The sequence below is a fragment of the Knoellia sp. 3-2P3 genome (genome assembly GCF_029223115.1).
Taxonomy (GTDB): Bacteria; Actinomycetota; Actinomycetes; order Actinomycetales; family Dermatophilaceae; genus Pedococcus_A.
The window spans coordinates 118,282-145,207 of the sequence record NZ_JARGZE010000005.1 but is presented as its reverse complement, the minus strand read 5'-3'; the positions used below and the strand labels follow the sequence as shown (position 1 = coordinate 145,207).

Annotated in this window: 28 protein-coding genes; 15 read left to right on the top strand and 13 right to left on the bottom strand. The window is 71.9% G+C overall.

Features of this window, described 5'->3' with window-relative positions; genetic code table 11:
* Nucleotides 1-23 precede the first annotated feature (23 nt).
* Nucleotides 24-833, bottom strand: coding sequence for a methyltransferase domain-containing protein (locus P0Y31_RS15150; protein WP_275870826.1), 810 nt, complete (start codon nt 831-833; stop codon nt 24-26).
* A 61-nt stretch (nt 834-894) separates the two neighbouring features.
* On the opposite strand from P0Y31_RS15150, the gene P0Y31_RS15145 reads away from it, so the two are divergent.
* Together P0Y31_RS15145 and P0Y31_RS15140 are read left to right on the top strand one after the other, a co-directional pair.
* The gene (locus tag P0Y31_RS15145; protein ID WP_275870823.1) at nt 895-1,392 is read left to right on the top strand and encodes a MarR family transcriptional regulator; all 498 of its coding nucleotides are present in this window, start codon (nt 895-897) and stop codon (nt 1,390-1,392) included.
* Nucleotides 1,393-1,483: 91 nt separating this feature from the next.
* Nucleotides 1,484-1,915, top strand: a complete 432-nt coding sequence (locus tag P0Y31_RS15140) for a pyridoxamine 5'-phosphate oxidase family protein (protein ID WP_275870821.1) — start codon at nt 1,484-1,486, stop codon at nt 1,913-1,915.
* Between the two features lie 15 nt (nt 1,916-1,930).
* On the opposite strand, the gene P0Y31_RS15135 is transcribed toward P0Y31_RS15140, so the two are convergent.
* The 6 genes from P0Y31_RS15135 to metG all read right to left on the bottom strand — a co-directional run bounded on the left by P0Y31_RS15135 (nt 1,931) and on the right by metG (nt 9,769).
* A complete protein-coding gene (locus tag P0Y31_RS15135; protein ID WP_275870819.1) occupies nt 1,931-3,742 on the bottom strand; it encodes an ABC-F family ATP-binding cassette domain-containing protein in 1,812 nt (603 codons plus the stop codon).
* A gap of 3 nt (nt 3,743-3,745) precedes the next feature.
* Nucleotides 3,746-4,678, bottom strand: a complete 933-nt coding sequence (locus P0Y31_RS15130) for a 4-(cytidine 5'-diphospho)-2-C-methyl-D-erythritol kinase (RefSeq protein WP_275870817.1) — start codon at nt 4,676-4,678, stop codon at nt 3,746-3,748.
* Between the two features lie 10 nt (nt 4,679-4,688).
* Entirely contained in the window at nt 4,689-5,549 is an 861-nt protein-coding gene (gene rsmA / locus P0Y31_RS15125) for a 16S rRNA (adenine(1518)-N(6)/adenine(1519)-N(6))-dimethyltransferase RsmA (protein WP_275870815.1), read from the bottom strand.
* Nucleotides 5,550-5,655: 106 nt separating this feature from the next.
* Nucleotides 5,656-6,750 (bottom strand): resuscitation-promoting factor, encoded by a 1,095-nt coding sequence (locus tag P0Y31_RS15120; RefSeq protein ID WP_275870813.1) that lies wholly within the window; start codon nt 6,748-6,750, stop codon nt 5,656-5,658.
* 348 nt (nt 6,751-7,098) lie between these two features.
* Nucleotides 7,099-7,962 carry a TatD family hydrolase gene (locus P0Y31_RS15115; RefSeq protein ID WP_275871291.1) on the bottom strand — a complete coding sequence of 288 codons (864 nt, stop codon included), beginning with the start codon at nt 7,960-7,962 and terminating at the stop codon, nt 7,099-7,101.
* On the bottom strand, nt 7,949-9,769 hold the full coding sequence (gene metG / locus P0Y31_RS15110) for a methionine--tRNA ligase (protein WP_275870811.1): 1,821 nt from the start codon (nt 9,767-9,769) through the stop codon (nt 7,949-7,951). The genes P0Y31_RS15115 and metG overlap by 14 nt, the downstream gene beginning before the upstream one ends.
* Nucleotides 9,770-9,825: 56 nt before the next feature.
* On the opposite strand from metG, the gene P0Y31_RS15105 reads away from it, so the two are divergent.
* The 3 genes from P0Y31_RS15105 to P0Y31_RS15095 all read left to right on the top strand — a co-directional run bounded on the left by P0Y31_RS15105 (nt 9,826) and on the right by P0Y31_RS15095 (nt 12,493).
* The gene (locus tag P0Y31_RS15105; protein ID WP_275870810.1) at nt 9,826-10,995 is read left to right on the top strand and encodes an RtcB family protein; all 1,170 of its coding nucleotides are present in this window, start codon (nt 9,826-9,828) and stop codon (nt 10,993-10,995) included.
* Nucleotides 10,996-11,031: 36 nt separating this feature from the next.
* Nucleotides 11,032-11,625 (top strand): DUF4126 domain-containing protein, encoded by a 594-nt coding sequence (locus tag P0Y31_RS15100; RefSeq protein WP_275870808.1) that lies wholly within the window; start codon nt 11,032-11,034, stop codon nt 11,623-11,625.
* A gap of 67 nt (nt 11,626-11,692) precedes the next feature.
* Complete coding sequence (locus P0Y31_RS15095) at nt 11,693-12,493, top strand: CPBP family intramembrane glutamic endopeptidase (protein ID WP_275870806.1); 801 nt, start codon at nt 11,693-11,695, stop codon at nt 12,491-12,493.
* A 54-nt stretch (nt 12,494-12,547) separates the two neighbouring features.
* Here P0Y31_RS15095 and rsmI read toward each other — a convergent pair whose 3' ends face one another.
* On the bottom strand, nt 12,548-13,387 hold the full coding sequence (gene rsmI / locus P0Y31_RS15090) for a 16S rRNA (cytidine(1402)-2'-O)-methyltransferase (protein WP_275870804.1): 840 nt from the start codon (nt 13,385-13,387) through the stop codon (nt 12,548-12,550).
* A 44-nt stretch (nt 13,388-13,431) separates the two neighbouring features.
* Between rsmI and P0Y31_RS15085 the strand changes: the two genes are divergently transcribed.
* The gene (locus tag P0Y31_RS15085) at nt 13,432-14,994 is read left to right on the top strand and encodes a phospholipid carrier-dependent glycosyltransferase (RefSeq protein ID WP_275870802.1); all 1,563 of its coding nucleotides are present in this window, start codon (nt 13,432-13,434) and stop codon (nt 14,992-14,994) included.
* A gap of 420 nt (nt 14,995-15,414) precedes the next feature.
* Nucleotides 15,415-16,119 (top strand): hypothetical protein, encoded by a 705-nt coding sequence (locus P0Y31_RS15080; RefSeq protein WP_275870800.1) that lies wholly within the window; start codon nt 15,415-15,417, stop codon nt 16,117-16,119.
* A 77-nt stretch (nt 16,120-16,196) separates the two neighbouring features.
* Here P0Y31_RS15080 and P0Y31_RS15075 read toward each other — a convergent pair whose 3' ends face one another.
* Complete coding sequence (locus P0Y31_RS15075; protein WP_275870798.1) at nt 16,197-16,937, bottom strand: hypothetical protein; 741 nt, start codon at nt 16,935-16,937, stop codon at nt 16,197-16,199.
* A gap of 337 nt (nt 16,938-17,274) precedes the next feature.
* Between P0Y31_RS15075 and P0Y31_RS15070 the strand changes: the two genes are divergently transcribed.
* The 6 genes from P0Y31_RS15070 (at nt 17,275) to P0Y31_RS15045 (ending at nt 22,434) form a co-directional block, all read left to right on the top strand.
* Nucleotides 17,275-17,583 (top strand): metal-sensitive transcriptional regulator, encoded by a 309-nt coding sequence (locus tag P0Y31_RS15070; RefSeq protein ID WP_275870796.1) that lies wholly within the window; start codon nt 17,275-17,277, stop codon nt 17,581-17,583.
* A gap of 127 nt (nt 17,584-17,710) precedes the next feature.
* Nucleotides 17,711-17,926: a heavy-metal-associated domain-containing protein gene (locus tag P0Y31_RS15065; RefSeq protein WP_275870794.1), complete on the top strand. Its 216-nt coding sequence runs from the start codon at nt 17,711-17,713 to the stop codon at nt 17,924-17,926.
* Between the two features lie 41 nt (nt 17,927-17,967).
* Nucleotides 17,968-20,241, top strand: a complete 2,274-nt coding sequence (locus P0Y31_RS15060) for a heavy metal translocating P-type ATPase (RefSeq protein ID WP_275870792.1) — start codon at nt 17,968-17,970, stop codon at nt 20,239-20,241.
* A 12-nt stretch (nt 20,242-20,253) separates the two neighbouring features.
* A complete protein-coding gene (locus tag P0Y31_RS15055; RefSeq protein ID WP_275870790.1) occupies nt 20,254-20,424 on the top strand; it encodes a hypothetical protein in 171 nt (56 codons plus the stop codon).
* 44 nt (nt 20,425-20,468) lie between these two features.
* A complete protein-coding gene (locus P0Y31_RS15050) occupies nt 20,469-21,776 on the top strand; it encodes an MFS transporter (RefSeq protein ID WP_275870788.1) in 1,308 nt (435 codons plus the stop codon).
* A complete protein-coding gene (locus P0Y31_RS15045) occupies nt 21,769-22,434 on the top strand; it encodes a metalloregulator ArsR/SmtB family transcription factor (RefSeq protein ID WP_275870786.1) in 666 nt (221 codons plus the stop codon). Before P0Y31_RS15050 ends, P0Y31_RS15045 begins: the two co-directional genes overlap by 8 nt.
* A gap of 34 nt (nt 22,435-22,468) precedes the next feature.
* Here P0Y31_RS15045 and P0Y31_RS15040 read toward each other — a convergent pair whose 3' ends face one another.
* On the bottom strand, nt 22,469-23,395 hold the full coding sequence (locus P0Y31_RS15040; RefSeq protein WP_275870784.1) for a cation diffusion facilitator family transporter: 927 nt from the start codon (nt 23,393-23,395) through the stop codon (nt 22,469-22,471).
* Nucleotides 23,396-23,546: 151 nt separating this feature from the next.
* Between P0Y31_RS15040 and P0Y31_RS15035 the strand changes: the two genes are divergently transcribed.
* Complete coding sequence (locus tag P0Y31_RS15035) at nt 23,547-23,810, top strand: hypothetical protein (RefSeq protein WP_275870782.1); 264 nt, start codon at nt 23,547-23,549, stop codon at nt 23,808-23,810.
* Between the two features lie 14 nt (nt 23,811-23,824).
* On the opposite strand, the gene P0Y31_RS15030 is transcribed toward P0Y31_RS15035, so the two are convergent.
* From P0Y31_RS15030 to P0Y31_RS15020, 3 genes are all read right to left on the bottom strand, one after another.
* Nucleotides 23,825-25,027 (bottom strand): YibE/F family protein, encoded by a 1,203-nt coding sequence (locus P0Y31_RS15030; RefSeq protein ID WP_275870780.1) that lies wholly within the window; start codon nt 25,025-25,027, stop codon nt 23,825-23,827.
* A 172-nt stretch (nt 25,028-25,199) separates the two neighbouring features.
* Nucleotides 25,200-25,886, bottom strand: a complete 687-nt coding sequence (locus P0Y31_RS15025; RefSeq protein WP_275870778.1) for a hypothetical protein — start codon at nt 25,884-25,886, stop codon at nt 25,200-25,202.
* The gene (locus P0Y31_RS15020; protein ID WP_275870776.1) at nt 25,883-26,359 is read right to left on the bottom strand and encodes a hypothetical protein; all 477 of its coding nucleotides are present in this window, start codon (nt 26,357-26,359) and stop codon (nt 25,883-25,885) included. Before P0Y31_RS15020 ends, P0Y31_RS15025 begins: the two co-directional genes overlap by 4 nt.
* A gap of 158 nt (nt 26,360-26,517) precedes the next feature.
* On the opposite strand from P0Y31_RS15020, the gene P0Y31_RS15015 reads away from it, so the two are divergent.
* On the top strand, nt 26,518-26,796 hold the full coding sequence (locus P0Y31_RS15015; protein ID WP_275870774.1) for a hypothetical protein: 279 nt from the start codon (nt 26,518-26,520) through the stop codon (nt 26,794-26,796).
* Nucleotides 26,797-26,926: the final 130 nt, after the last annotated feature.

Sequence of the window (26,926 nt, the reverse complement as noted above, 5' to 3'; positions counted from 1 at the left end):
GCCGATCGCAAACTCGTTGCAGGTCAGCGATTTTCGACCTTGTGGGCCACGGCGAAGACACGTCGGAACGGCAGCAGGACCCCATAGGCCCTCCGGGGGTATGCCGCGCGGAGACGCGCGTCGTAGTCGGCCAGGAAGGCCGCCCGCTCGCCCTCGTCGATGAGGGCGTCGAGCACCGGGCGCAGACCCGTGCCGCGCACCCACTCGAGCACCGGGTTCTCCTGTCGCCCCTCAGGATCCAGGATGTGCTGGTACGTGGTCTCCCAGGCGTCCACCACACAGCCGAGGGCACTGAGGTCCTCGACGTAGTCGGCCGGCTCGGCGGCCCCGATCCGCGCGAGGTCGGCGCGCAGGTGCTCCGCGGCCGGATGGTCGGCTGCGACGTCGCGCATCAGCTGGTGCGACGGCGCCGCGAGGTTCGCCGGCACCTGCATGGCGAACCAGCCGCCGGTCGTGATGGCACCGATCCACCCGGGCAGCAGGTCGCGATGGCCGCGCACCCACTGCAGGGTCGCATTGGTGACGACCACGTCCGGCCGCGCACCGAGGGAGGCGATGTCCCAGGTGGCGAGGTCGGCCTCCACCCACTCGACCCGGGCGTCCGAGTCGAGCTCACGGGCCGACTCCAGCATCTGGGGCGAGGAGTCGACGCCCACGACACGCGCCCGCGGCCAGCGGTCGGCGAGCGTCAGCGTGAGGGGCCCGTTCCCGCACCCGAGGTCGACGACCAGGCGCGGGTCCTCGGCACCCACCTGGGTCAGCAGGTCCCTGAACGGACGACCCCGGTGGTCGGCGAAGCGGGCGTACTGGGCGGGGTCCCAACGGTTCGACATCACAGCTCCTCCATCAAGTATCTTGATGTCAAGATACTTGATGGCGAGTACGATGCCAAGCATGAGCGCGCCCGCCGACGACGTCGACCGGATCGTCGAAGCCTGGAGTCGAGAGCGGCCCGACCTCGACGTCGCACCGCTGCACGTGCTCTCACGCGTCTCCCGGCTCGCTCGACGCCTCGACCTCGACCGTGCCCAGGCCTTCGCCCGCCACTCGCTCGAGGGGTGGGAGTTCGACGTCCTGTCGGCCCTGCGCCGCGCGGGCGACCCCTACCGCCTCTCCCCCGGGCAGCTCGTCCAGCAGACCCTGGTCACCAGCGGGACCATGACCAACCGGGTCGACCGCCTCGAGCGGCGCGGCCTCGTCGAGCGCAGCCCTGACCCGCACGACCGGCGCGGCGTCATCGTCCAGCTCACCGAGAGCGGGAAGCGCACCGTCGACGCCGCGATGGCCGACCTGCTCGCCCGTGAGCGCGAGCTCCTGGCCGAGCTCCCCGAACGGCAGCGGACCCAGCTGGCCGACCTGCTCCGTCGGCTGCTCAGCCCGTTCGAGAGCTGACAGCCGCAACGGCTGAGTCTTTCGGCCCATCCGCAGCCCGCGCGGTTCGTCCTACTTTTGGCGCACCACCAACAGCGGCCGAGGAGGGCTCATGGACAACAACCACGAGGTCGTCACCGAGCTGCCCGAGCTCGACTGCTGGGAGCTCCTCCGGCAGCAGGAGTTCGGCCGGCTCGCGTTCCACCTCGTCAACGAGGTGCACATCGTCCCGATCAACTACGTCGTGCACCGGGGACGGATCGTCTTCCGGACCGCGGAGGGCAGCAAGCTCCTCGGCATCACGATGAACCACGACGTGGCGTTCGAGATCGACCACTACGACGAGGAACAAGCCACCAGCGTCGTCGTGCGAGGCACGGCTCGCGAGCTCCAGGGCGAGGAGGCGGACCAGGCCGAGAACCTCCCACTGCGCCCCTGGGTACCCACGGCAAAGTTCAGCATCGTCGAGATCAAGCCGGTCGAGGTCACGGGCAGGCTCTTCCGCCTCGACCGCCCGTGGTCCCACATGCGGCCCGCCGGCTGAGGTCGGCGCCCCTCGTCAACCCACGACGTCGGCAGCGGCGAGCCACTCGAGCTCGAGCGCCTCCCGCTCGTCGACGATCTCGCGCAGCTGGCGGTTGAGCTCGAGCACCTTGGCGTGGTCGGTGGCCGCCTCGACCATTGCGGTGTGCAGCCGCTCCTCGCGCTCGGCGAGCCGGGCCAGCTGCTTCTCGATGCGGGCCATGTCCTTGCGGGCCTCCCGCAGCTCGGCGGCCGACGGACCCGCTGCCTGAGGTGCCGTGGGCGTCGCGGGCTGCGCCGCCCCTGACACGGCGGCAGCCTCCTCCTGCTCGTGGCGGAGATCGAGGTACTGCTCGACCCCTCCCGGCAGGTCCCGCACCCGACCGTCACCCATGAGGGCCACCTGCCGGTCGCAGAGCCGCTCGAGCAGGTAACGGTCGTGCGAGACGACCAGGAGGGTGCCCGCCCAGCCGTCGAGCACGTCCTCCAGCGAGGTGAGGGTCTCGATGTCGAGGTCGTTCGTCGGCTCGTCGAGCAGCAGCACGTTCGGCTCCGACATCAGCAGCCGGGTCAGCTGGAGCCGCCGTCGCTCGCCGCCCGACAGGTCGCTGACGCGGGTCTGCTGCCGTCCGCCGGTGAAGCCGAGGCGCTGGGCCAGCTGCGAGGCGCTGATCTCCTTCTTCCCCAGGCGGATGTACTTGCGCACGTCCTCGATGGCCTCGATGACGCGCCACCCGGCATACCGCTCGAGCTCGCGCACCTCCTGCGAGAGGTAGGCGACCTGCACCGTCGCCCCCACCTTGCGCTTGCCCGAGGACAGGGGCACCTCGCCGGCGACCACCCGCAGCAGCGTCGACTTGCCCGCCCCGTTGACCCCCACGATGCCGACCCGCTCCCCCGGCGCGAGCCTCCACGTGATGCGGTCGAGCAGCACCCGACCGCCGAGCTCGACGCTGGCGTCGAGCAGGTCGATGACGTCCTTGCCCAGGCGCGTGGTCGCGAACCTCAGCAGCTCCACGTCGTCGCGCGGCGGTGGCTCATCGGCGATCAGCTGGTTCGCCGCCTCGATCCGGAACTTCGGCTTGCTGGTGCGCGCCGGGGCGCCTCGCCGCAGCCACGCGAGCTCCTTGCGCAGGAGGTTGTCGCGGCGCTCCGCCGTGACGGCCGCCATCCGCTCGCGCTCGGCCTTTGCGAGCACGTATGCCGCGTAGCCGCCTTCGTAGTCCTGGACCTGCCCGCCGACGACCTCCCACGTCATGGTGGCCACCGCGTCGAGGAACCACCGGTCGTGGGTGATCGCGACCAGCGCGTTGTCGGGCCTGGCCCGGTGGCGCACCAGGTGCTCGGCCAGCCAGGCGACCCCCTCCACGTCGAGGTGGTTGGTCGGCTCGTCGAGCAGCAGCACGTCCGGGTTCGCGACCAGCAGCCGGGCCAGCGCGAGGCGTCGGCGCTCGCCACCCGACAGCGGGCCGACGCGGGCCTCCAGCCCGCCCACGGCCTCGGCACCGACACCACCGAGCAGGCCCGTCATCACGTCGCGGACCCGGGCGTCACCGGCCCACACGTGCTCCGCGAGGTCGCCGAGCACGGCCTGGCGCACCGTCGCCTCCGGGTCGAGGTCGTCGGCCTGGGCCAGCATCCCGAACGAGGCGTCCCCGGCGCGCGTCACGCGGCCGGAGTCGACCGGCTGGAGGCCGGCGAGCACCCGCATCAGGGTGGACTTGCCACCCCCGTTGCGGCCGACGACGCCGATGCGCGCGCCACCGTTGACGCCGAGGGACACCTCGTCGAGGACATGGGCAGTCCCGAGGGCGAGCGAGGCCCGCTCGACCGAGATCAGGTTCACCATCAGCTACGGCCGTGGCCCTGCCACGAGGTGGGCGCCATGGGCTGGGCCGGTGGCCCGCCGCACGTCCTGGACCGTGCCGGAGGCGGTCAGCGACACTGCCAGGTCAAGGGCGGCCTCGGTGTCCTCGACCAGGAAGGCCACCGTGGGGCCCGAGCCCGAGACGACGCCGCCGAGAGCGCCGAACTCCAGCCCGGCGTCGAGGACGTCCCCGAGCTCGGGCCTGAGGTGGATCGACGCGGCCTGCAGGTCGTTGGTCAGGGCCCGGCCCAGCGCGTGGGCGTCGCCCGAGCGCAGGGCCGTCATCATGGCCGGGCTGGGCGCCGGCTCGGGAACGTGCCGGCCCTCGCGGAGCCGGTCGCACTCGGCATACACCGCAGGGGTGGAGAGCCCGCCGTCGCTGAGGGCGAAGACCCAGTGGTAGGTGCCGCGGGCGAGCACCGGGGCGAGGACCTCACCCCGGCCCGACCCCATCGCGGTACCCCCTGCCAGGAGGAACGGGACGTCGCTGCCGAGCTCGGCCGCGAGCTCCTCGAGCTCCTCACGCGTCATCGCGAGCCCCCACAGGTGGTCGCACGCCACGAGAGCAGCGGCCGCGTCGGCGGAACCGCCGGCCATGCCGCCCGCGACGGGGATGTCCTTGCGGATGCGGATGTGCACCGGCTCGTCGACGCCGCCGGCGCGGGCCAGGAGCTGAGCCGCCCGGGCGGCGAGGTTGCTGCCGTCGGTGGGCACGCCCTCGGCCCGTGGCCCGCAGACCTCCAGCCCCCACTCGTCGGCGTACGAGACGGTCACCTCGTCGAAGAGGCTGACGGCGTGGTAGACGGTCGAGAGGCTGTGGAAGCCGTCCTCGCGCCGCGGGCCGACGAGCAGCTCGAGGTTGACCTTCGCCGGGACACGCACCGTCGCCGACGAGGACGGCACGGTCGCAGACGTCATGCGCCCCACCCTAGGCCAGCCGGGCCGCTGCTATCGAAGCGAACTCCTCGATGCCCAGCTGCTCACCCCTGGTGCGCGGGTCGATGCCGGCTGCCCGCAGCAGCTCCTCTGCCCGGGCAGGCGACCCGGCCCAGCCGGCCAGGGCGGCTCGCAGCGTCTTGCGGCGCTGTGCGAACGCGGCGTCGATGCAGGCGAACACGTCCTCACGCGGCGCGGCGGTCGAGGGGGGCTCACGGCGCGTCATCGCCACCAGGCCGGAGTCGACGTTCGGCACCGGCCAGAACACGTTGCGCGAGACGGTGCCGGCCAGCCTGACGTCGGTGTACCACGCGGCCTTCAGGCTCGGCACCCCGTAGACCTTCGAGCCCGGGGCCGCGGCCAGCCGCTCGGCCACCTCGAGCTGCACCATCACGAGGACGCGCTCGAGGGTCGGGAAGGCCTCGAGGAAGCCGAGCACGACCGGCACGGAGACGTTGTAGGGCAGGTTCGCCACGAGCGCGGTGGGCTGCGGGTCGGGGAGCTCTCGGACCTTCAGCGCATCGGCGTGCACCAGGGTGAGCCGGTCCGCGTAGGCAGGGGCGAGGCGGCGCACCGTCGAGGGCAGGGCGCCGGCCAGGGCCGGGTCCACCTCCACCGCGGTGACGTGCCCGGCCTCGGGCAGCAGGGCGAGGGTGAGGGAGCCGAGGCCGGGACCGACCTCGACCACGCTGTCGGCGGCGCCCACACCCGCCAGCCGGACGATCCGTTTGACCGTGTTGGCGTCGACGACGAAGTTCTGGCCCCACTGCTTGGTGGGTCTGAGCCCCAGACCTGCGGCGAGCTCGCGGATCTGGGCAGCCCCGAGGTACCCGCTGGTCTCCTGCTCGGTCATGGGGGCGAGCCTAGGGGACCGCGGAAACCGTCAGGACAGCGACCAGAGCAGCGGCAGCGCCCCGGACCGCGGGGGTCCGGGGCGCTGCCGCTGCTCGTTGGCGAGGTCAGGCCGCGTGGGCGCAGCCCCACGGCTGCAGGCCGCGGTCCTCGTAGACCCGGTTCGCCACGGTGATCTGCTCCTCCCGCGAGGCCAGGTCGGCCCGCGAGGCGAAGTCGCCGCCGCCGGCGCCCAGCCAGGTCTGGATGTCGAACTGCAGGCCGCCGTAGTAGCCGTTGCCGGTGTTGATCGACCAGTTGCCGCTGGACTCGCACTCAGCGATGCGGTCCCACATGTCGGCGCGGGCCAGGTTGATGGCGCCGCCCGAGCCGGTGCTCGAGCCGCCGGTGGAGCCGCTGTCGGCCACAGGGCGGGGCTTGGTGCCCACCGCCACGACACGGGCGACCGGCTGCTGGGTGACGACCGACTTGAGCGCCTTCTTGCTCTCGGTCTTGCCGTCCACGGTCACCAGGCGGTAGGTCACGACCTTGGCGCCCTCACGGCCGGCCTTCACGGTCTTGCTCTGGCCCTTGAACAGCGAGGAGTCGCTCTTCTCCACCGTGCCGAACCCGATGGCCTGCGTCGCCGTGACGGTCTTGGTGCTCACGCGCTGGACGGCGATCTTGAGCCCGTCGCTGATGGGGGCGTTGAGGCCGGGCTTGACCCGGTCGTCGCGGTCGACCGTGATGCGCAGGTCGGCGAGCGCCTCCTTGACCGTCAGGCCGGTGGAGGCGGTCGCCAGGTTCTTGCCGTCGACGCGGACCGCCACGGACTTCGGCGTCGAGACGGTCAGGCTCAGGCCCTCGCGGCCGAGGGTCTGCGAGCGGGAGGCCGACAGCTTCGCGGAGTCGGCACGGATACCGAGCTCCTGCAGCGCGGACGCGACCGTGGTGGCGGTGGTCCAGTACTCACGCGTCTTGCCGTCGACGGTGACGGTGAGCTTGCGGCCGTAGCGGACGACGATCTTCTGGCCGTCCTGGATCTTGCTGTCGGCCGAGGGAACGACCACGTCGTGCTCGCCGACGCGGATGTTCTGCTTCTCCAGGACGTCTGCCACGGTGCCTCCGAAGGAGCGCACGGACGAGGTCTTGCCATCCACGGAGAGGTTCACGGACTTGTCGAAGTAGGAAACGCCCACTGCGCCTGCGACGAGGGTCGTCACCACGGCGCCTTGCGCGACGCGTCTGACCGAACGAGAGATCACGATGCTCCAGTGCTCGAACTTCCCGGGCATCGGAACAGGCGCACGCGGGGGTGACAGCGCACACCCTGCGTGTGAGACAGGGGCACCGTCCAACGGTGAAAAGGGGGTGTCGGTCCACCGTCATCGGCCTTCCAACACCCCGGGGGCGTGCCGCCAGGGGACAAACCGAACCCGGCTAACAGTCATCCACCATGACCGCGATTGGGGCGGAGGTCAAATTTTGGTAACGCCGAAGTCAATAGCCTGCGGGAACTACATCGGTGCCATTACTGACTACGCCGATCTGGCCGCGGCCCGCCGTCCGGGTCACCAGGGGCCGTACACGCGCTCCGAGTTGGCGCTCAGCGCCGCGCACAGGGTGGGTACGGCGACCCCCATGACGTCGGCCATGACGCGCACCGTCAGCGGCACCAGGTAGGGCGCGTTGGCCGCTCCGCGCCACGGCGTCGGGGCCAGGTAGGGAGCGTCGGTCTCGACGAGCACCTGCTCCACCGGGGTGACCGCCAGGGCGTCGCGGAGGGGACGGGCGTTCTTGAACGTGACCGTGCCCGCGAACGACAGCAGGAAGCCCCGGTCGACGCAGGCGCGGGCGACCGCGACGTCGCCACTGAAGCAGTGCATCACGGTGCGCTCGGGCGCTCCCTCCTCGTCGAGGATGCGCAGCACGTCGTCGTGGGCGTCGCGGTCATGGATCTGCAGAGCCTTGCCGAGGCGCTTGGCCAGGTCGATGTGCCAACGGAACGAATCCTGTTGCACGCCAACACCATCCGGACCGGTGCGGAGGTAGTCGAGACCGGTCTCGCCGACCACGCGGATCCTGGGGTGGGCGGCGAGCGCCTCGATCTCCTCGTATGCCGCGTCGAGCGTCCCGGCCGCGGCGAGACGGGGCGCCTCGTTGGGGTGGAGGGCCACCCCGCCGAGGATCACAGGGTGCTTGTCGACGAGCTCCACCGTGAAGCGTGCACCGGGCAGGTCGCACCCGATCTGCACGAGCCGGTCGACCCCGACGGCGGCGGCGGCCGCGACCACCTCGGCCACGTCGGACGGCTCCTCGCCGTCCCGCGCGATGTCGAGGTGGGTGTGGTTGTCGACCACCGGGATGGGCAGCGGGTCGGGGGCCGTGGGCACACGACGACCGCCCGCCTTACGGGACGGGTCAGGCGTCGCCATCGGCCTCGTCATCGGCGTCACCCTGCAGCCGCTTCAGCTCCTCCTCGACCACGGACTCGTCGAGCTTCTGGAACACCGGAGTGGGCTTGCTCACAGGGGCCCCAACACGCACCGGACGGGACTCCCACGACGGGGTCGAGGAGTACTCACCGGTGATGACCGGGTAGGGGTGGCCGTCGTCGAGGTCGGTGACCTCGACGACGCGGGGCATCGGCATGAACTGCCCCTCGCCGCCGAAGGTCGCGTGCACCGCGTTGGACGAGTGCGGCAGGAAGGGGCTGAGCATGGTGTTGAGGTCGACGACCGCCTGCGCCGTGACGTGCAGGATCGTGCCGAGCCGCTCGCGCTCGTCCTCGCCCTTGAGCTTGAACGGCGCCTGGTCGGTGACGTACTTGTTCACCTCGCCCACCACGCGCATGGCCTCGCCGATCGCCTGGCGCAGCCGGTGCCGGCCGATGAGGCCGCCGACGGTGTCGAAGCCCTCGCTCACCTTGGCCAGCAGCGCCTCGTCGTCGGCGGTGAGCTCGGCAGCGGGCGGGATCTCACCGAAGCTCTTGGCGATCATCGACGCCGTGCGGTTGACCAGGTTGCCCCAGCCGGCGACGAGCTCGCTGTTGGTGCGGGTGACGAACTCGCGCCAGGAGAAGTCGGCGTCCTGGTTCTCCGGGCCCGCAGCGCAGAGGAAGTAGCGCAGCGCGTCGGGCTGGTAGCGCGAGAGCACGTCGCGCACGTAGATGACGTGCCCGCGGGAGGAGGAGAACTGCTTGCTCTCCATCGTGAGGTACTCGCTCGAGACGACCTCTGTGGGCAGGTTGAGCACCCCGTAGGGACCGGGCTCTCCCCCGCGAGCCCCCTTGCCGGCATACCCGATGAGCTCGGCCGGCCAGATCTGGGAGTGGAACGTGATGTTGTCCTTGCCCATGAAGTAGTAGGTGAGCGCCTCGGGGTCGTTCCACCACTCGCGCCAGCGCTCGGGCTCGCCGAGCCGGCGGGCCCACTCGATGGACGCCGAGAGGTAGCCGATGACGGCGTCGAACCACACGTAGAGCCGCTTGGTGGGCTGCTCGCGCCAGCCGTCGAGCGGCACCGGGATGCCCCAGTCGATGTCGCGGGTCATCGCGCGGGGCTTGATGTCGTCGAGGATGTTGAGGCTGAACTTGATGACGTTGGGCCGCCAGGTGCCCGACGCCTCGCGCTCCTCGAGCCACTCGCGCAGCGCGTCGGCGAGCGCGGGCAGGTCGAGGAAGAAGTGCTGGGTCTCGATGAACTCCGGTGTCTCACCGTTGATCTTGGACCTGGGGTCCTTCAGCTCGGTGGGGTCGAGCTGGTTGCCGCAGTTGTCGCACTGGTCGCCGCGCGCCTCGGGGTAGCCGCAGATGGGGCAGGTGCCCTCGATGTAGCGGTCGGGCAGGGTGCGTCCGGTCGACGGGGAGATGGCGCCCTTGGTGGTGCGCTCGATCATGTAGCCGTTCTTCCAGACCTGGGTGAACAGCTCCTGAGCCACGGCGTAGTGGTTGGCCGTCGTGGTTCGGGTGAACAGGTCGTAGGAGCAGCCGAGGTCGGCGAGCTCCTCGGCGATGACCCGGTTGTTCTTGTCGGCCAGCTCGCGGGCGGTGGTGCCCTCCTTGTCGGCCTGCACCAGGATCGGGGTGCCGTGCTCGTCGGTGCCGCTGACCATGAGCACGTCGTGGCCCGCCATGCGCATGTACCGGCTGAAGACGTCAGAGGGGACGGCGAACCCGGCCACGTGGCCGAGGTGCCGCGGCCCGTTGGCGTACGGCCAGGCGACAGCGGAGAGGACCTTCATGGGACGCAATCCTAGGGGGCGCGTCACACCCGCCCTCGGGGTGCACGATGGTGGGCATGGAGCGGATCAGCCCCAGGCTCGTCAGCTGGGCCTCGGTGGTCGACGCCCAGGCGCTGGAGCAGGCTCGCCGCACGGCCGAGCTCCCGTTCGTCCACCCGCACGTCGCCCTGATGGCAGACGCCCACCCGGGCCTCGGCGCCACGGTCGGGTCGGTCATCCCGACCGACGGGGCGATCATCCCCGCCGCCGTGGGGGTCGACATCGGCTGCGGGATGATCGCCGTGCTGACGCAGTTCCGGGCCCCTGACCTGGCGGGCAAGCCCCTGCGCGCCCTCCGCGGTGCGATCGAGCGGGCCGTTCCGTTGTCCGCCGGCGCGGCCAACCGGCGCATCGTGGAGACCGCCGCGCCGCGGGTCGCCCTGCTGGAGAAGGAGGCCGAGGCGATCGGCCTCGACCCCCACCGCTACTCCGACCGCTGGCGCGAGCAGCTCGGCTCGCTCGGCTCGGGCAACCACTTCATCGAGGTGAGCCTCGACGAGCAGGACCGCGTCTGGGCCTTCCTGCACTCCGGCTCGCGAGGGGTGGGCAACAAGCTCGCCCAGCACCACATCGACATCGCCCGGCGGATCATGAAGCGCGACCGGGTCGACCTGCCCGACCGCGACCTGGCCTACCTCACCGAGGGCACCGCCGAGTTCGACGCCTACATCCACGACCTGCACTGGGCCCAGCACTACGCCCTGCTCAACCGCGAGGAGATGATGGACCGGGTCATCCGCCAGCTCGGCGAGTTCCTGCGTGAGCCGGTCGCCGAGGCCGAGCGGGTCAACTGCCACCACAACTTCACCCAGCGCGAGACGCACTCGGGCCGCTCCGTCTGGGTCTCCCGAAAGGGCGCCATCGAGGCACGCAAGGGACAGCTCGGCCTCATCCCGGGCTCCATGGGCACCCGCTCCTACGTGGTCGAGGGACTCGGCAACGAGCTGTCGCTGTGCTCCGCCCCGCACGGCGCCGGCCGGCAGTTCTCCCGCACCGCGGCCCGCCGTCGCTTCAGCCGGGAGCAGCTGCGCCGGGCCATGGCCGGCATCGAGTACCGCGACACCGACGCCTTCCTCGACGAGCACCCGCAGGCGTACAAGGACATCGACCAGGTCATGGCCGACTCCGCCGACCTCGTCCGCGTGCGGCACACGCTGCGCCAGGCGATCAACGTGAAGGGCGACTGAGGCGACGTCCGGGTCCTCGTGCGCCAGACTCGTCCTGTGATCGAAGCCCTCACGGGAATGGGGCTGTCCGCAGCCGCGGGCCTGAACGCCTACATCCCCTTCCTCATCGTCGCGCTGGTGGCGCGGTTCACCGACCTCATCACCCTGCCGGCGTCCTACGCGTGGATCGAGAGCGGGTGGGCGATCGGCATCGGCGCCGTGCTGCTGCTCAGCGAGGTCGTCCTCGACAAGATCCCCGCCGTCGACACGGTCAACGACGCCGTGCAGACGTTCATCCGCCCGGCCATGGGCGGCCTGATGTTCGCCGCCACCTCGGCGGCGGCCGAGATCGACAGCTCGACCTGGATGGCCGAGCACCCCTGGGTCGGCATCGTGCTCGGCGTCGTGGTCTCCGGGCTCGTGCACACCGGCAAGGTCGCGGCCCGTCCCGTGGTCAACATGGGCACCGGCGGCCTCGGCGCGCCGGTGGTCTCCACCGCCGAGGACGGCGCCTCGGTGGGCCTGAGCCTGGCCGCGCTGTTCGCCCCGATCCTGTGCCTCATCGGCCTGGTCCTGCTGGCCTGGGCCCTCATCGCCGGCAGCCTCAGGGTGCGCCGATGGCGCAGGCGTCGCGGCGGGGTGCCGGCCTGACCGGACACCGACCCGGCACCGCGGTGGGCGGCGCCGGCACGCGGCCCCGCGGCATACGCTGGCGCCCATGAGCTCCGGGGAGGTCACCGCCAGCGCGGCCGCGTCAGTGCCGGCGGAGTCGCTGAGCCGCCGCCAGGTGCTCACGGAGACCTGGCTCGTGCTGGGCGTCAGCCTGGGCGCCTCGGCCGTGTGGTCGGTGCTCAGCATCATCCGCAAGGTGACCGCCGAGGCTGCGCTCAACCAGCAGACCACGGCGATGAACTCGTCGGTCACCCCCGACCGGCCGTGGCTCGACCTGGCCTACCAGCTGGCCGGGATCGGCCTGGCCCTCGTGCCCGTTCTCCTGGCCCTGCACCTGCTGCGCCGGTCCGACCCCGACGCCCACCACGCCATCGGGGCCGACCTGCGCCGGCCCGGCCAGGACCTGCTGCGGGGCCTGCTGCTCACCGCAGCCGTGGGACTGCCCGGCCTGGCCCTCTACGCCGGCGCCCGGTCGCTCGGGCTGAACACCACCGTCGCTGCCGCCAACCTGGGCGAGCACTGGTGGACCCTGCCGGTCCTCGTGCTGGCCGCCGCCCAGAACGCGGTGCTGGAGGAGGTCGTCATGGTCGGCTACCTCTTCACGCGCTGGCGACAGGTCGGCTGGTCGGTGCCGCTGGTCGTGGGGCTCTCGGCGCTGATCCGCGGGACTTACCACCTCTACCAGGGCTTCGGCGCCTTCGTGGGCAACATCGCGATGGGGCTGCTGTTCGGCTGGGTCTACACGCGCACCCGCCGGGTCGGCCCCCTCGTGGTGGCGCACACCATGCTCGACGTGGTCGCCTTCGTCGGCTACACGCTGCTGCGCGACCGCCTCTCCTGGCTCTGAGCGGCCTTTCCCGCTCCCGGGTCGACGTGGAAACGCCGGTGGTCCCCGGCGGTTTTACCTCGACTCGCGGACGGCCGCGTCGTAGAGCGCCTTCTTCGACAGGCCGGTCCGCGCGGCCGCGTCGGCGCACACGTCCTTGAGGCGCTCACCCGCCGCGACCCGCTCCTGTATGCCGGGCAGCACCTCCTCGACGGACGCCGCGCGCGCGGGCGCCCCGGCGACCACGACCGTGATCTCGCCCTTGACGCCTTCGGCCGCCCAGTCGGCCAGCTCGGCGAGGCCTCCGCGCCGGACCTCCTCGTAGGTCTTGGTCAGCTCGCGGCACACCGCTGCCGGCCGTTCCGGCCCGAAGGCCTCCGCCATGGCGCGCAACGACGCCTCGATCCGGTGCGGGGCCTCGAAGAAGACCATGGTGCGGCGCTCGTCCGCGAGCGCCTCGAGCGCGCGGGCCCGCTCGCCGCCCTTGCGGGAGAGGAAGCCCTCGAAGCAGAACCGGTCGACCGGCAGGCCGGAGACCGCGAGCGCCATGAGCACCGCGCTCGGGCCGGGAACGCAGGTGACGTGGACGCCGGCGTCGACGGCCGCAGCGACCAGGCGGTACCCCGGGTCCGACACCGACGGCATACCGGCGTCGGTCACGACGACCACCCGCGCGCCGGCACGCAGGCGCTCGACCAGCTCCGGGGTGCGGCTCGCCTCGTTGTGCTCGTGGTAGCTGACGACCGAACCCCCGGGCGCGACGCCGAGGTCGGAACACAGGCGCTTGAGGCGGCGGGTGTCCTCGGCCGCGACCACGTCAGCGGTGGCGATCTCCTGCCCCAGCCGGGGCGCCGCGTCACGCGGGTCACCGATCGGGGTGGCGGCGAGGACGAGGACACCGGTGCTGGCGGTCACCGGCTGATCCTCTCAGGTGCGGGCGCCCCTCTACGATGGCGCCCATGACGCGCACCGAGCAGCTGCGATCCCGCCTGCTCGGATACCGGCCGACCGACGTGTTCTGGGGCTGGGCGGGCCCGCTCGCCCTGGCGCTGGTCGGCGGCCTCATGCGCTTCTGGTCGCTCGGCCGCCCCGACCAGCTCGTGTTCGACGAGACCTACTACGTCAAGCAGGGCGTCTCGATGCTGCGCCACGGCGTCGAGATGCGGGTGCCCGACTCGCTGAAGAAGCCCGACGAGCTCTTCACCAACGGGACGCCCGACGTGTTCGGCACCGAGGGTGACCTGGTGGTGCACCCTCCCGTGGGCAAGTGGGTCATCGCGGGCGGCGAGTGGCTCTTCGGGCAGACCTCGTCCTTCGGCTGGCGCTTCTCCGTGGCCCTGCTGGGCACCCTGTCGATCCTCATGATCGGGCGGGCGGCGCGGCGGATGTTCGGCTCGACCCTGCTCGGCACCGTCGCGGCCTTCCTGCTCGCCTTCGAGGGGCACCACTTCGTGCACTCGCGCACCGGGCTGCTCGACATCATCGTGATGTTCTGGGCGCTGGCGGCGTTCTGCGCGCTGCTCATCGACCGCGACCGGTCGCGGTCCCTGCTCGCCGAGCGCGTGGCGGCCCGCTCCCCCGCCGGCCTGCCGTCACGCCTGGGCTGGGGCCCGTGGCTCGGTGCGCGCCCGTGGCGCTGGGTGGCGGGCGTCTGCCTCGGGCTCGCCGCCGGCACGAAGTGGTCGGGGCTGTTCTTCCTCGTGGCCTTCGGGCTCATGACCGTCTGGTGGGACATGGGTGCCCGCCGTGCGGCCGGGGTGCGGCACTGGTTCTGGGCGACCATCGTCAAGGACGGCCTGTTCGCCGCGCTCGCCCTGGTGGGTGCGACGCTGGCCACCTACCTGGTCTCCTGGGTCGGCTGGTTCCGCTCGACCGCGGGCTACGACCGCCAGTGGGCGGCGGAGAACCCGCGTTGGGGGTGGAGCTGGGTGCCTGACCCGCTGCTGTCCCTGTGGAAGTACCACCAGGAGATCTACACCTTCCACGTCGGGCTGACCTCCGACCACCCCTACAAGACCAACCCGTGGTCGTGGATGGTCCAGGGGCGTCCGACCTCCTTCTTCTACGAGGGCCCGAAGAAGGGCCAGGACGGCTGCGCGGTCGAGCAGTGCTCCAAGGCGATCACCTCCATCGGCACGGTCTCCATCTGGTGGCTGGGCGCGATCGCGGTCTTCGTGCTCCTCTACCACTGGCTGCTGCGCCGGGACTGGCGCGCCGGCGCCGTGCTCGCGGGCCTGGCCGGCGGCTACCTGCCCTGGTTCAACTACCAGCACCGCACGATCTACTCGTTCTACTCGATCGCCTTCGAGCCCTGGGTGGTGCTGGGCGTGGTGTTCGTGCTCGGCCTGGTGCTCGGGAGGCGTGGCGCGTCGTGGCGGCGGCGCCAGTGGGGCCTGTATGCCGTCGGCGGCTACCTGCTGCTGACCCTCGCCCTGTTCGCGTGGTTCTGGCCCATCTACACCGCGCAGGTGATCCCGCAGCTGCAGTGGTCGGACCGCATGTGGTTCCCCAGCTGGATCTGAGCCAGCCCCGCGGCTGCGCCTCATACAAAGGGACGAGGCCCCGCTAGGGCATTCGTCCACACATGGCGAGGGCGGTCTCCCCGGCACCCCTCCGCCTGCGGGAGCCGTCCTTCGGGAGCATTCAGACATAGGCGGGCAGACCGATCCGCGGCACTGGTGCCCAACACGTCGAGTCGGGCCACTTTGCCATCGTTTGCCTCTCGATGACCGATCCTTGGCATGCTCTTTACTATCTCTTGACGTTTCCAAGGGCCACTTCCAGACTCTCGTGCACTGGCTTCGGAAACGCCCGATGCCACACGATTCAGCGATATCGGGGACAGCAAGCAGGGGGATCGTCCGGTCGGCGCACGCCGTGCGCGTGACCGTGGGGGAACTCATCGGCACCACCTCGGAATCGCCAGAGCGAGAGGCACCTCGATGAAGACACGCGTCATGGCCGCCGCCGGGACCCTGGGTCTCGTCGTCGCACTGTTCCCCCTGGCGACCGCCGCGGCCGCACCCGGTGACCTGGTGGTCTGCCACAACGGCAGCCTCGTCCCGTCCGGCAACAGCAACGGCCATGAGAACCACCCGGGCGACCTGATCGAGGGCCGCGACGGCACCGCAGAGCAGATCCGTGCGGCGTGCGGAGGCTCCCCCACCCCGACCACGAGCACCACGACAACCACGAGCACGTCCACCGCGACGTCGACGGTGACCGAGACGGTCACCAGCACCGTGACGGTCCCCGGGCCGACGGTCACGGAGCCGGGGCAGACCGTGACCCTGCCCGGCCAGACGGTGACGCTGCCGCGGGAGACCGTCACGGTCGCCGGTCAGACCGTCACCCTGCCCGCGCAGACCGTGACCCTGCCCGGCGAGACGGTGACCCTGGCCGGGAAGACCAGCACGGTCACGAAGACCGTGGCGGGACCGGTCAGCACCGTCACGGTCACCGCCTCCGCGGCCTCCACCACCGGCACCGGCGCGGGCGTCGCGGCCACCGAGGACGGGCCGTCGAAGAGCCTTGCCTACACCGGCTCGAGCGCCTGGGAGCCCGTGGGCCTCGGCGCCGGACTGCTGCTGGCCGGCCTGCTGCTGCTCCTCGGCCGTCGCAGCCTCACCGTGGAGCGCCGCCACTGACGTCGACGCCGCGACAGCGCAGGACATCACGGCAGGGGCCGGGCGAGATCGCCCGGCCCCTTCCGTGATGCGGCGGGTCAGCGCCCGACCGCGGAGACCGCCCCGCCCCGTTCCCGAGCTCCCGTCACGAGGACACCGACGGCGAAGACGAGGACGACCACCAGGAACGCGAGGCTGAGCAGGTCCTGCAGCTCGCTCGCGAGTCCGCTGTAGCCCACGTCCACCCCCATGGCCGTGGAGACCACGCCGGCGAGCAGGGCGGTCCAGCCCAGCCAGCCGGGCACCCGCCGGCCGGCGAGCACCGCCGCGCCGAGGAGCAGCAACGCCCCGCCCATCAGGAGGCGGAAGTAGCTCTGGAAGCCCCATTCGAGCCAGCGGACCGTCTCTGCACTGGCCAGCCGGATGGGTTTCTCCATCCCGGTCGCGCTGTACCAGGCGTCGACCGCCTGCTTGAGACCGACGCCGTCGAGGCCCTGCAGCAGCGCCCAGGTCGCGGCCGTGGCCACGGTCAGCGCGGCTGCGAAATGTGAGAGCAGGTTCGGCCGCCCGGCCGTGCGTGTGGCGAGGGCGAGGACGAGCAGCCCAGCCAGGGCCAGCAGGACGCCCACGAACTGGCCCAGGTGCACCGTGACCCAGCTGTCGCTCGTCGCGTACTCGGTGAAGATCACCGGGTGGTTGTCCTCGTCCCCCGCCGGGTGGAAGAGCGTCGAGACGGCGTTGACCAGGAAGCCCGCGACCAGGAGCCCGCCGGCGAGCCCCACGTCGCGCCGACCCGTGCCGACCGACTCCGTGTTTCGTTCAATGGTGTTCGAGCTCATGGGAACCAGTCCTCTCGGTTCCGTCGGCCTGCGCTTGTCGTTGTCCGGCAGCGGCCTCCTGCTCGCACGAGGGCACCCGGGCGCCACCGGCTGTGAGGGTCCGGCGGCCCGACGGATGGGTCGACTCGGCCCGAGACCGCTGCTGCCCCGCGCCGTCGGGTGGCCGGCCATGATCAGCGTGCGCCTCGAGGCTAGGCAGTCCGACGCCGAGTGGCCTCATCCGTGACGGGTGAGGCCTCGCCGCGCCCGACTCGCCTCCGCAGACTGATGACCTACCCACCCGCCGCGGAATAAACCCCATAGGGGTATGGTTGCGGCGTCTGAAGGAGGCACGACCATGACCGAGCACGAGCCGCACCCCGCCGTCATCCCGGGCTACATCGACAACAAGGACGCCCAGCTCAAGCGCCTGCGCCGCATCGAGGGCCAGGTCCGCGGGCTGCAGCGGATGGTCGACGCCGACACCTACTGCATCGACATCCTCACGCAGGTCTCCGCCGCCACCAAGGCCCTCGAGGCCGTGGCCCTCGGCCTGCTCGACGACCACCTGCGCCACTGCATGGCGCACGCCGCAAGCGACCCGGTGGAGCTCGACGAGAAGGTCACCGAGGCCTCTGCGGCGATCGCGCGGCTGGTCCGGTCATGAACCACCACCACGGGAGAGGGAAGGACACGAGATGAACCAGCTGCCCATGGCAGACACCGGCGGAGGCTGCGCCTGCTGCTCCACCGCCACCACCACCAACCGCACCACCGAAGCCAAGGAGAGCCCTGTGAGCACCCAGACCTTCAGCGTCACCGGCATGACCTGCGGCCACTGCGTGAGCGCCGTCAGCAGCGAGCTCAAGGAGATCCCGGGCGTCACCGACGTCACGGTCGACCTCGTCGCCGGCGGCACCTCTGCGGTGACCGTGGCCAGCGACTCCCCCGTGAGCGAGTCGGACGTCGCGGCGGCCCTCGACGAGGCCGGCGACTACCAGCTCGCCTGAACCAGCAGCGCGCCCCGACAGGGGCGGGAAGGACGGCACCCATGACCACCCACGTGGACGACGCGCAGCAGAGCCGCGATGTCGAGCTCGTGATCGGGGGCATGACCTGCGCCTCGTGCGCCGCCCGCATCGAGAAGAAGCTCAACAGGATGCCGGGCGTCTCGGCCAGCGTGAACTACGCCACCGAGAAGGCCCGGGTGCACTTCTCCGCAGACGTCGCCCCCGAGGACCTCGTCGCCACCGTCGAGGCCACCGGCTACACCGCCGCCCTTCCCGCCCCACCTTCGCAGGACCAGCCCACCGAGGACGCCGGCCAGCGCGCCAAGGACGAGGAGGCTGCGGCCTGGCGCCAGCGGCTGGTCGTCTCTGCCGTCCTGACGGTCCCGGTGCTGCTCATGTCGATGGTGCCGGCCCTGCAGTTCGACAACTGGCAGTGGCTGTCGCTGACCCTCGCCTCGCCCGTCGTCGTCTGGGGCGCCCTGCCCTTCCACCGCGCCGCCTGGACCAACCTGCGCCACGGCGCCGCCACGATGGACACGCTGATCTCGGTCGGCGTCGGCGCGGCATACCTCTGGTCGCTCTGGGCACTGTTCTTCACGCACGCCGGCACCACCGGCATGCGGATGCCGTTCGACCTGCTGCCCAGCCGCGCCGGCGGCGACGCCCACATCTACCTCGAGGTGGCCGCGGCCGTCACGACGTTCATCGTCGCGGGCCGCTACTTCGAGGCCCGCGCCAAGCGCACCTCCGGCGCCGCCCTGCGGGCCCTGCTCGACATGGGCGCCAAGGACGTCGCCGTGCTGCGTGACGGCACCGAGGTCCGCATGCCGGTGGGCCGGCTCTCCACCGGCGATCAGTTCGTGGTGCGCCCCGGAGAGAAGATCGCCACGGACGGCGTGGTCGTCAGCGGCACCTCGGCGGTCGACGCCTCGATGCTGACCGGCGAGTCGGTGCCGGTCGAGGTCGGCCCCGGCGACGCGGTCGTCGGCGCCACCGTGAACGCCGGCGGACGGCTGGTCGTGGAGGCCACCCGGGTCGGGTCCGACACCCAGCTGGCCCAGATGGCGCGGCTGGTCGAGGAGGCGCAGAACGGCAAGGCCGAGGTGCAGCGCCTCGCCGACCGGGTCTCCGCCGTCTTCGTCCCCATCGTCATCGGCCTGTCCCTGGCGACGCTGGCGGCTTGGCTGCTGACGGGGCACTCGGCCACGGCGTCGTTCACCGCCGCCGTCGCGGTGCTGATCATCGCCTGCCCCTGCGCCCTCGGGCTGGCCACGCCCACCGCGCTGCTCGTCGGCACGGGTCGGGGCGCGCAGCTCGGCATCCTCATCAAGGGCCCGCAGATCCTCGAGTCCACCCGCCGGGTCGACACGGTCGTGCTCGACAAGACCGGCACCGTCACCACCGGGCAGATGAGCGTGACCGACGTGCACGCCGCCGAGGGCGAGTCTGCCGAGGAGGTGCTGGCGGTCGCCGGCGCCCTGGAGGACGCCTCCGAACACCCCATCGGGCGCGCGGTCGCCGGGTACGCCCGGGAGGCCGGACACACGCTGGCCCCGGTCGAGGGCTTCGAGGGCCACGGCGGCAACGGCGTCTCCGGCGTGGTCGACGGCCGCGCGGCGATGGCCGGACGCCGGTCGTGGCTGGCCGAGCAGTGGTCGCTGGCCGCGCCCGACACCCTCATCCGGCTCGCAGAGTCGGCCGAGGCGCAGGGCCGCACGCCCGTGTGGGTGGCCTGGGACGGAGCCGTCCGGGCGGTCGTCGTCGTCTCCGACACCGTCAAGGAGTCGTCGGCGCAGGCCGTCGCCGAGCTGCGCGAGCTGGGTCTGCGGCCGGTGCTGCTGACGGGCGACAACGCCCGGGCGGCCAGGGCCGTGGCCGAACAGGTCGGCATCTCCCCCGACGACGTCGTCGCCGAGGTGCTGCCGGCCGACAAGGTCGACGTGGTCAAGCGCCTGCAGGACGAAGGCGCCGTGGTGGCCATGGTGGGCGACGGCGTGAACGACGCCGCAGCGCTGGCGCAGGCCGACCTCGGCCTGGCCATGGGCACCGGCACCGACGTCGCGATCGAGGCCTCCGACCTGACCCTGGTCAGCGGCGACCTGCGGGCGGCGCCTGACGCGATCAGGCTGGCCCGTGCCACGCTGGGGACCATCAAGGGCAACTTGTTCTGGGCGTTCGCCTACAACGTGGCGGCCCTGCCGCTGGCGGCGCTCGGCCTGCTCAACCCGTTGATCGCGGGGGCCGCGATGGCGTTCAGCTCGGTGTTCGTCGTGAGCAACAGCCTGCGACTGCGCCGCTTCACCCCGACCCGCTGACAAGGAGGAGCCGTGCCGACGACCGCACACCTCTCCATCTCCCCGGCCACCGCTCTTCCCCGGGCCGCCGTCGACACCGGCGTCGGCAGCCTGAGCGGGTGGGTCGCAGCCCTCCTGGTGGTGGTGGTGCTGGGGGCCATCGCGTGGTGGGCCACCCGGCCCTCCCGCCGCCGCAAGCCGTGACCGGCGCTGGCCGTCTTCATTCCAAACATATGTAGAATGATGGAATGAAGACGGCGAGCTCCCTGCAGCTGGGCCTTCGTCAGAACGCGGCCCAGTTCAGCCTCCTGGTCGCGGTCAACGCGCTCGTCGGCGGGATGCTCGGCCAGGAGCGCACCGTGCTCCCCCTGCTCGGCGAGCAGGAGTTCGGCCTGCGCGCCCACACGGCCGGCCTGACGTTCATCCTCGTGTTCGGCCTGGCCAAGGCCGGCACCAACTACGTCGCGGGCGCCTGGTCCGACCGCTGGGGGCGCAAGCCCGTCCTGGTGGCCGGCTGGCTCGTGGCCGTGCCGGTGCCGCTGCTGCTGATCTGGGCGCCGACCTGGGGCTGGGTCATCTTCGCCAACGTGCTCCTGGGCATCAGCCAGGGGCTGACCTGGTCGACCACCGTGGTGATGAAGATCGACCTGGTCGGCCCGGCTCGGCGCGGCCTCGCGATGGGCCTCAACGAGGCCGCCGGGTATGCCGCGGTGGCGGTCACCGCGCTGGCCACCGGATACCTCGCGCAGACCTACGGCCTGCGGCCGGCACCGTTCCTGCTGGGGGTCGCCTTCGCGGCCCTTGGCCTGGGCCTGTCGACGCTCGCGGTGCGGGAGACCCGCGAGCACGCCCGGCTCGAGGCGGCCAACCACGTCGCGCGTGCCGACGGCAGGCACGACCACCTCCACGGTGAGCTCACCGACCGGCAGGTCTTCACCCAGACCAGCTTCCGCGAGCCGGCCCTGTCCTCGGCGAGCCAGGCCGGCCTGGTCAACAACCTCAACGACGGCCTCGCGTGGGGACTCTTCCCGATCCTCTTCGCCGGCGCCGGCCTCTCCGTGGCCAGGATCGGCATCCTCGCCGCCCTCTACCCGGCCGTGTGGGGCGCCGGGCAGCTGGCCACCGGCGCCCTGTCCGACCGGTGGGGCCGCAAGTGGCTCATCGCCTCCGGCATGTGGCTCCAGACGGTCGCGCTCGGCCTGGTCGCCCTGGCCGACGCGTTCGCCGCCTGGGCCGTCGCCGCCGCCCTGCTCGGCGCGGGCACCGCCCTGGTCTACCCCACCCTGCTGGCCTCGATCGGTGACGTCGCCCACCCAGCCTGGCGGGCCCGCGCGGTCGGGATCTACCGGCTCTGGCGCGACGGCGGGTTCGCGGTCGGCGCGCTCCTGGCAGGCATCGTCGCCGACCTGCTCGGGGTCCGTGCCGCCGTGTGGGCCGTGGCGGCCCTGACCGCCGTCTCGGGGCTGGTCGTCGCGGTGCGCATGTACGAGACGCACCACCGCCCGGCGCCAACCGGTGGGCCCGCGGCCGACAGGAAGGTGGCCCTCCATGGGTGAGCGACAGGCCAAGGACGCGCTGTACGCGGAGTTCGCCGCGGTCGGGAAGGTCCTGGGCAACCCCAAGCGGCTCGAGCTGCTGGACCTGCTCGCCCAGGGGCCCCGCAGCGTCGAGGAGCTGGCCGCCGCGGCGGAGCTCGGCATGAGCACCTGCTCAGCGCACCTGCAGTCGCTGCGCGAGGCGGGCCTGGTCGCCACCCGCCGCCGGGGCAAGCGCATCTACTACTCCCTCGCCGGTGACGACGTGGCCGGCCTGTGGGCCCACCTGCGCCAGGTCGCCCAGCAGCGCCGTCCGCACACCGAGCTCGCCCGCCGCGCCTACCTCGGCCCCGACGACACCGAGGCCGTCGACACCGCGGAGCTGTGGCGACGGCTCGGCGACGGCGACACCGTGATCCTGGACGTGCGCCCGGCCACCGAGTTCGAGTCGGCCCACCTGCCCGGTGCCGTGAGCATCCCCTTGGAGGAGCTCGCCGACAGGATCGCGGAGCTGCCGCGTGACGCCGAGATCGTCGCCTACTGCCGCGGCCGCTACTGCGTCCTGGCCCACGACGCGGTGCGACTCCTCGCCGCCCACGGCCTGCACGCGAAGCGGGCAGACGAGGGCATCCTCGAGTGGCGCCTGGCCGGCATACCGGTGCAGGGAGGCGCCGCCTGAGGCACGCCCGCCAGCAGCTGCCCCGTCCCGACGGTCACCAGGCCACCTCCTTGCACCCGGTGTGGGTGTCGGGCTCGACCTGCAAGGTGGCGTGCTCGACGCCGAACCTCGCCTTCATCGTCTGGCTGGCCTGGTCGAGCACGGCGTGCGCGTCGGCATCCCGGTCGGTCATCAGGTGCGCGGTGGCGACGTTCATGCCCGAGGTCAGGGTCCACACGTGCAGGTCGTGGACGTCGACCACGCCGGGGATGCGCTCCAGCTCGGCAGCCACCTCGTCGGGGTGCATCCCACTGGGCGCGTGCTGACCGAGCACCGCGAGCACCTCACGGCCGAGCATCACCGCGCGCACCGCGACGAAGACCGCGATGGCCAGGGCAATGCCGGTGTCCCACCACACCTCGCCGGTGGCCGCGACGAGCGTGCCGGCCACGATCACACCCACCGAGCCGAGCGCGTCGGCCACCACCTCGAGGTAGGCGCCCTTGACGTTGAGGCTCTCCTGCGCGCCACCGCGCAGCAGCAGAAGCGCCACGATGTTGACGACCAGGCCGAGGGCGCCCACGAGCAGCATCGGCCCCGCCGCGACCTCCGAGCTCGCACCGATCCGCCCGACGGCTTCGAGCGCGATGTAGACCGAGACGCCGAGCATGAGGAGGACGGCCAGGCCCGAGGCGAAGACCTCGGCGCGGTAGGAGCCGAAGGTGCGCCGGCCCGTCGTGTCCTCACGCGTGGCGATGCGGGTCGCCACCAGGGCTGCGCCCAGCGCGACGACGTCAGCGGCCATGTGGCCGGCATCACTGAGCAGGGCCAGCGACCCCGAGAGCAGGCCTGCGACGAGCTCCACGACGAAGAAGCCGGCCACCAGTCCGAACGCGAGGCGCAGGCGCCAGCGGTGCGTCGCCCCGGCGTGGCCGTGGCCGTGGCCGTGGCCGAGAGACGACACGGTGTCATCGGATCGCATGATCAGACGCTACGTCGCTGGGCAACCAGGAGCAGCAAGGTGCGGGCGAGTCCGAGCACCGACCCGTAGGGGTGGGGGCCCACGTGAGCCGTGCGAACCGCGACCGGTTGCGCGGTGTAACCCCGCGACACCTCCGGCGTTGTAGGGGGGCGTGACGACCACGCTGAAGGTCTTGGCGACCGCCTTGGTGCTGTACCTCCTGCTCGGAGCCTGGTTCGCGGCCGGTGCGCAGCCGCAGCAGCTGTGGGCGTGCCCGGCCCCCCAGGAGCCGCACGGCGAGATCCTGCACCACCGTCGGCTCTCACCCGAGTGTCAGCCGACGGTCACGACGCGCGACCGGGTGGAGCAGTTCACGGCGGCCATGGTCTTCGGCATTCCGTTCACGATCATCAAGGCCGTCAACGGAGGCGACTGACGACTCGTCGGAGGCTAGGTCCGGACCCGCACTCTCGCCTCCCCGGCCCCCCGGCTGGTTCGGCGAGTGACGAACGCTGCGGCAGCCGTCGTGACCGGCACGGCGGAGATGAGGCCGATCGTCCCCACCATGCTTCGCACCAGCTCGGTGGCCACGAGCTGGTCGGACAGCACCTGCCCGATCGGGTCGTCAAGCGCCACCACGAGGACGAGCAGTGGCAGCGAGGCTCCGGCGTAGGCGAGCACGATGGTGTTGATGACCGAGGCGATGTGTGCTCGTCCGACGCGGATGGCGGCTCGGTAGAGGGTTCCCGTGCTGTAGTCAGGGTTGGCCTCGGCCAGTTCCTGGACGGTGGCGGCCTGGGTGACCGTCACGTCGTCGAGGACGCCGAGGGAGCCGATGAGGATGCCCGCCAACAGCAGGCCACGCAGGTTGACGCCGTGCAGCTGGCCGACAGCGAACGAGCTGTCATCGGCAGCTCCGGCGAGCTGCATCGTCTGCACGGCAACCACGGACAGGACCCCGGTGATGAGCAGGCTGACGATGGTGCCCGCCACGGCGACGGTGGTGGTTCGACCGATGCCGTGGGTGAGGTACAGCACGACCAGCACGATGGCGGCGCACCCGACGATCGCGACGGCCAGCGGCGGCTTGCCGTCGAGGATGGCCGGGATCACGAACCCCAGGATGACGGCGAACGTGAAGGCCAGCCCCAGCAGCGCGGAGACCCCGCGCCACCGCCCGAACGCCACCACGGCCAGCACGAACGCACCGGCGAGCACCCACAGCTGGGTGCCCCGCAGGTGGTCGACGATGGCGTACTGGGTGCCCGGCGGGTTGCCCGCCGAGTAGGACAGCGCGACCTCGTCGCCCACCGCGACGCTCGGCGCGCCGGTGCCGGTCGGGAGGGGCACCGTGACCGTGCTGCCCTCGCCGTCGCCGGTGGTCAGGCGCACCTGGGTCGTGCCGCAGGGACCCTGCGGGGCTGGTGCCCCTCCGGGACTCCCGGTCGGTCGCTGCGGGCAGGGCTGTTGCGCGATGCTGGCCACCACGCCCTCGACCTGCTGGGCACTGCCGCCGGGCGCCTCCACCGAGCCGTCCGGCCAGAGCCACACCATGGCGAGCGCGACGAGGATGAGCAGCGCACCGACGCCGGCCAGGACCTTCGGAGGGGTCGGGCCGTCACCGCGATGTCTGTGGGCGTGCCGTCCTGCCACGTCGATGAGTCCTCTCGGCGGGGTTTCCGGGTGAGTCATCCTCCCCTGCCGCCGAGGGCACCCGCAAAGCGGCCCGGGCCTTCGGCACCCCTCGAGACCCTCATCGGTGGGTGGTGGTGCAGGCAGCGCTCTCGCACCCGCAGCCCCTGACAGCTCCGGGTGGCCGGGCTGGTCAGGACGAGTGGATCGAGGCGGCTCTGGCGCGTCGCGGCCTCGCCCACGGTGCACCTGCCACCACCAGCGGCGTCAGTGCCCCACAGAGCAGCGCCACCGTGTCTGGCGTGCCGCCCCTGGTGAGCCAGGCAGCTGCAGCGAGGAGGCTCAGGGCGGCCACCACGAGGACCAGCAGTGAAGGCACCCAGGCCTGGTGGCGGCCGTGCCGCGTCCGAACCAGCCGCACGCTGCTGCCAGCGACCAGCACGACGAGCGCGGTGCCAGCCCCGACGAGGTAGTCCTGCACGCCGCGAGGTTGCTGGGCCTGCGCCGCCCACAGGACCAAGGTCATCGCGCCACAGCCCAGGGCAAGGGCATCCACGAGGTGCGACAGGGCACGGCGGCGTGGCGCCTCAGGCCGGTCGCGGTCTTGCCGGCGCTGCGGGATGTGGTCCCAAGCGGCCTGGGCAAGGCGGTGCTGGCTGAACCAGGCAACGGCGCCGGTGGTCAGCACGGCGAGGGTGGGCGCCAGCCACGTTCCGGTGGCGGCCCACATGACGGACCCCAGGAGGAACAGGGCGCAGCCGCTGCCGGCCAGGGAGAACAGCCAGGCCCGCCGCCACAGGTCTCGTGCCTGCGGGACGTCATCGGGGTGGACCAGGGGCTGAACGGCCGGGTCCGGAAGCGGAACGGTCTCCTGCATCATGGCTGCCTCCAGGGGCTGGTCCGGATGAACGGTGGGCGGTCGACCTCGCGGGCGATGTCGTAGACCTTCTGCCGGGACACTCCCAGGGCCTCGGCGACGGCCACCGCGCTGTACTCGTCGAGCAGCTCCCTCACGGCCCGCGACCTGACGGCGGCGGCCCGCGTGCCCAGGTGGGCCGCAAGGGCGCCCACCTCCGCCGCGAGCAGTGCGACGGTGAGCGGGCCGCCGACCTGCTGGGCCCACTCGGCTTCGTCAGAGGTCGCCTGTTCGTGGAGGGCGTCGCCGGCGTCGCGCAGCGCGGTCAGGACGTCCTTCGGGGTCAGCCCGGCACCCTGCAGCCGGGCGAGCACGCCCGCCGTGCCGGGGTCGGCTGGGTCGCGGTAGGCAGGAAGCGCGTCCCACCCCGGCAGGTGCCCGGCGGGCTCCGCGGCTGTCGAGGCGGGCGAAGTGTCACCCCCGGGTTGACGCTCCATGTGCTCCACGGTGACGGCGCGAGCCGCGATGTGTCAACCCCCCGGTGACAACAGACCTGTCACCGCGCTCGATGCGGGAGGGCCCCGGGGCCGCACGGACCCCGAGCGTTTGCGGTACCTGCGGGTACGTCAGTTTGCGTTGTCGATCAGGGGTCGGGATGGCGGATGGCGGCACCACCTTCACCGCGCCGATCCAGAGCCTCGACGCCAACGGCACCTGCGACATCCTCAACCTCGACCTGGGCCCTCTGGACCTGAACCTTCTCGGGCTCCAGATCGACCTCGCGCCAGTGGTTCTGGACATCACGACGGCGCAGGGGGCAGGCAACCTGCTCGGCAACCTCGTGTGCGCTGTCGCGGGCCTGCTCGACGGGAACGGTGCACTGACCGGCATCTCCGCCCTGCTCAACCGCCTGCTGACCGGCCTGGGGCTCTGACCCGAGCCAGTCCAGGTGTCGCAGTGGCGCCCGGGGTTCCCCGGGCGCCACTGCGCTTGTGCCGATTCAACGCGGCGTATTCGTCTCATTCGAAGGGAAGTGCCGCGCCAGGCTGACGTCGGGAGGGTCA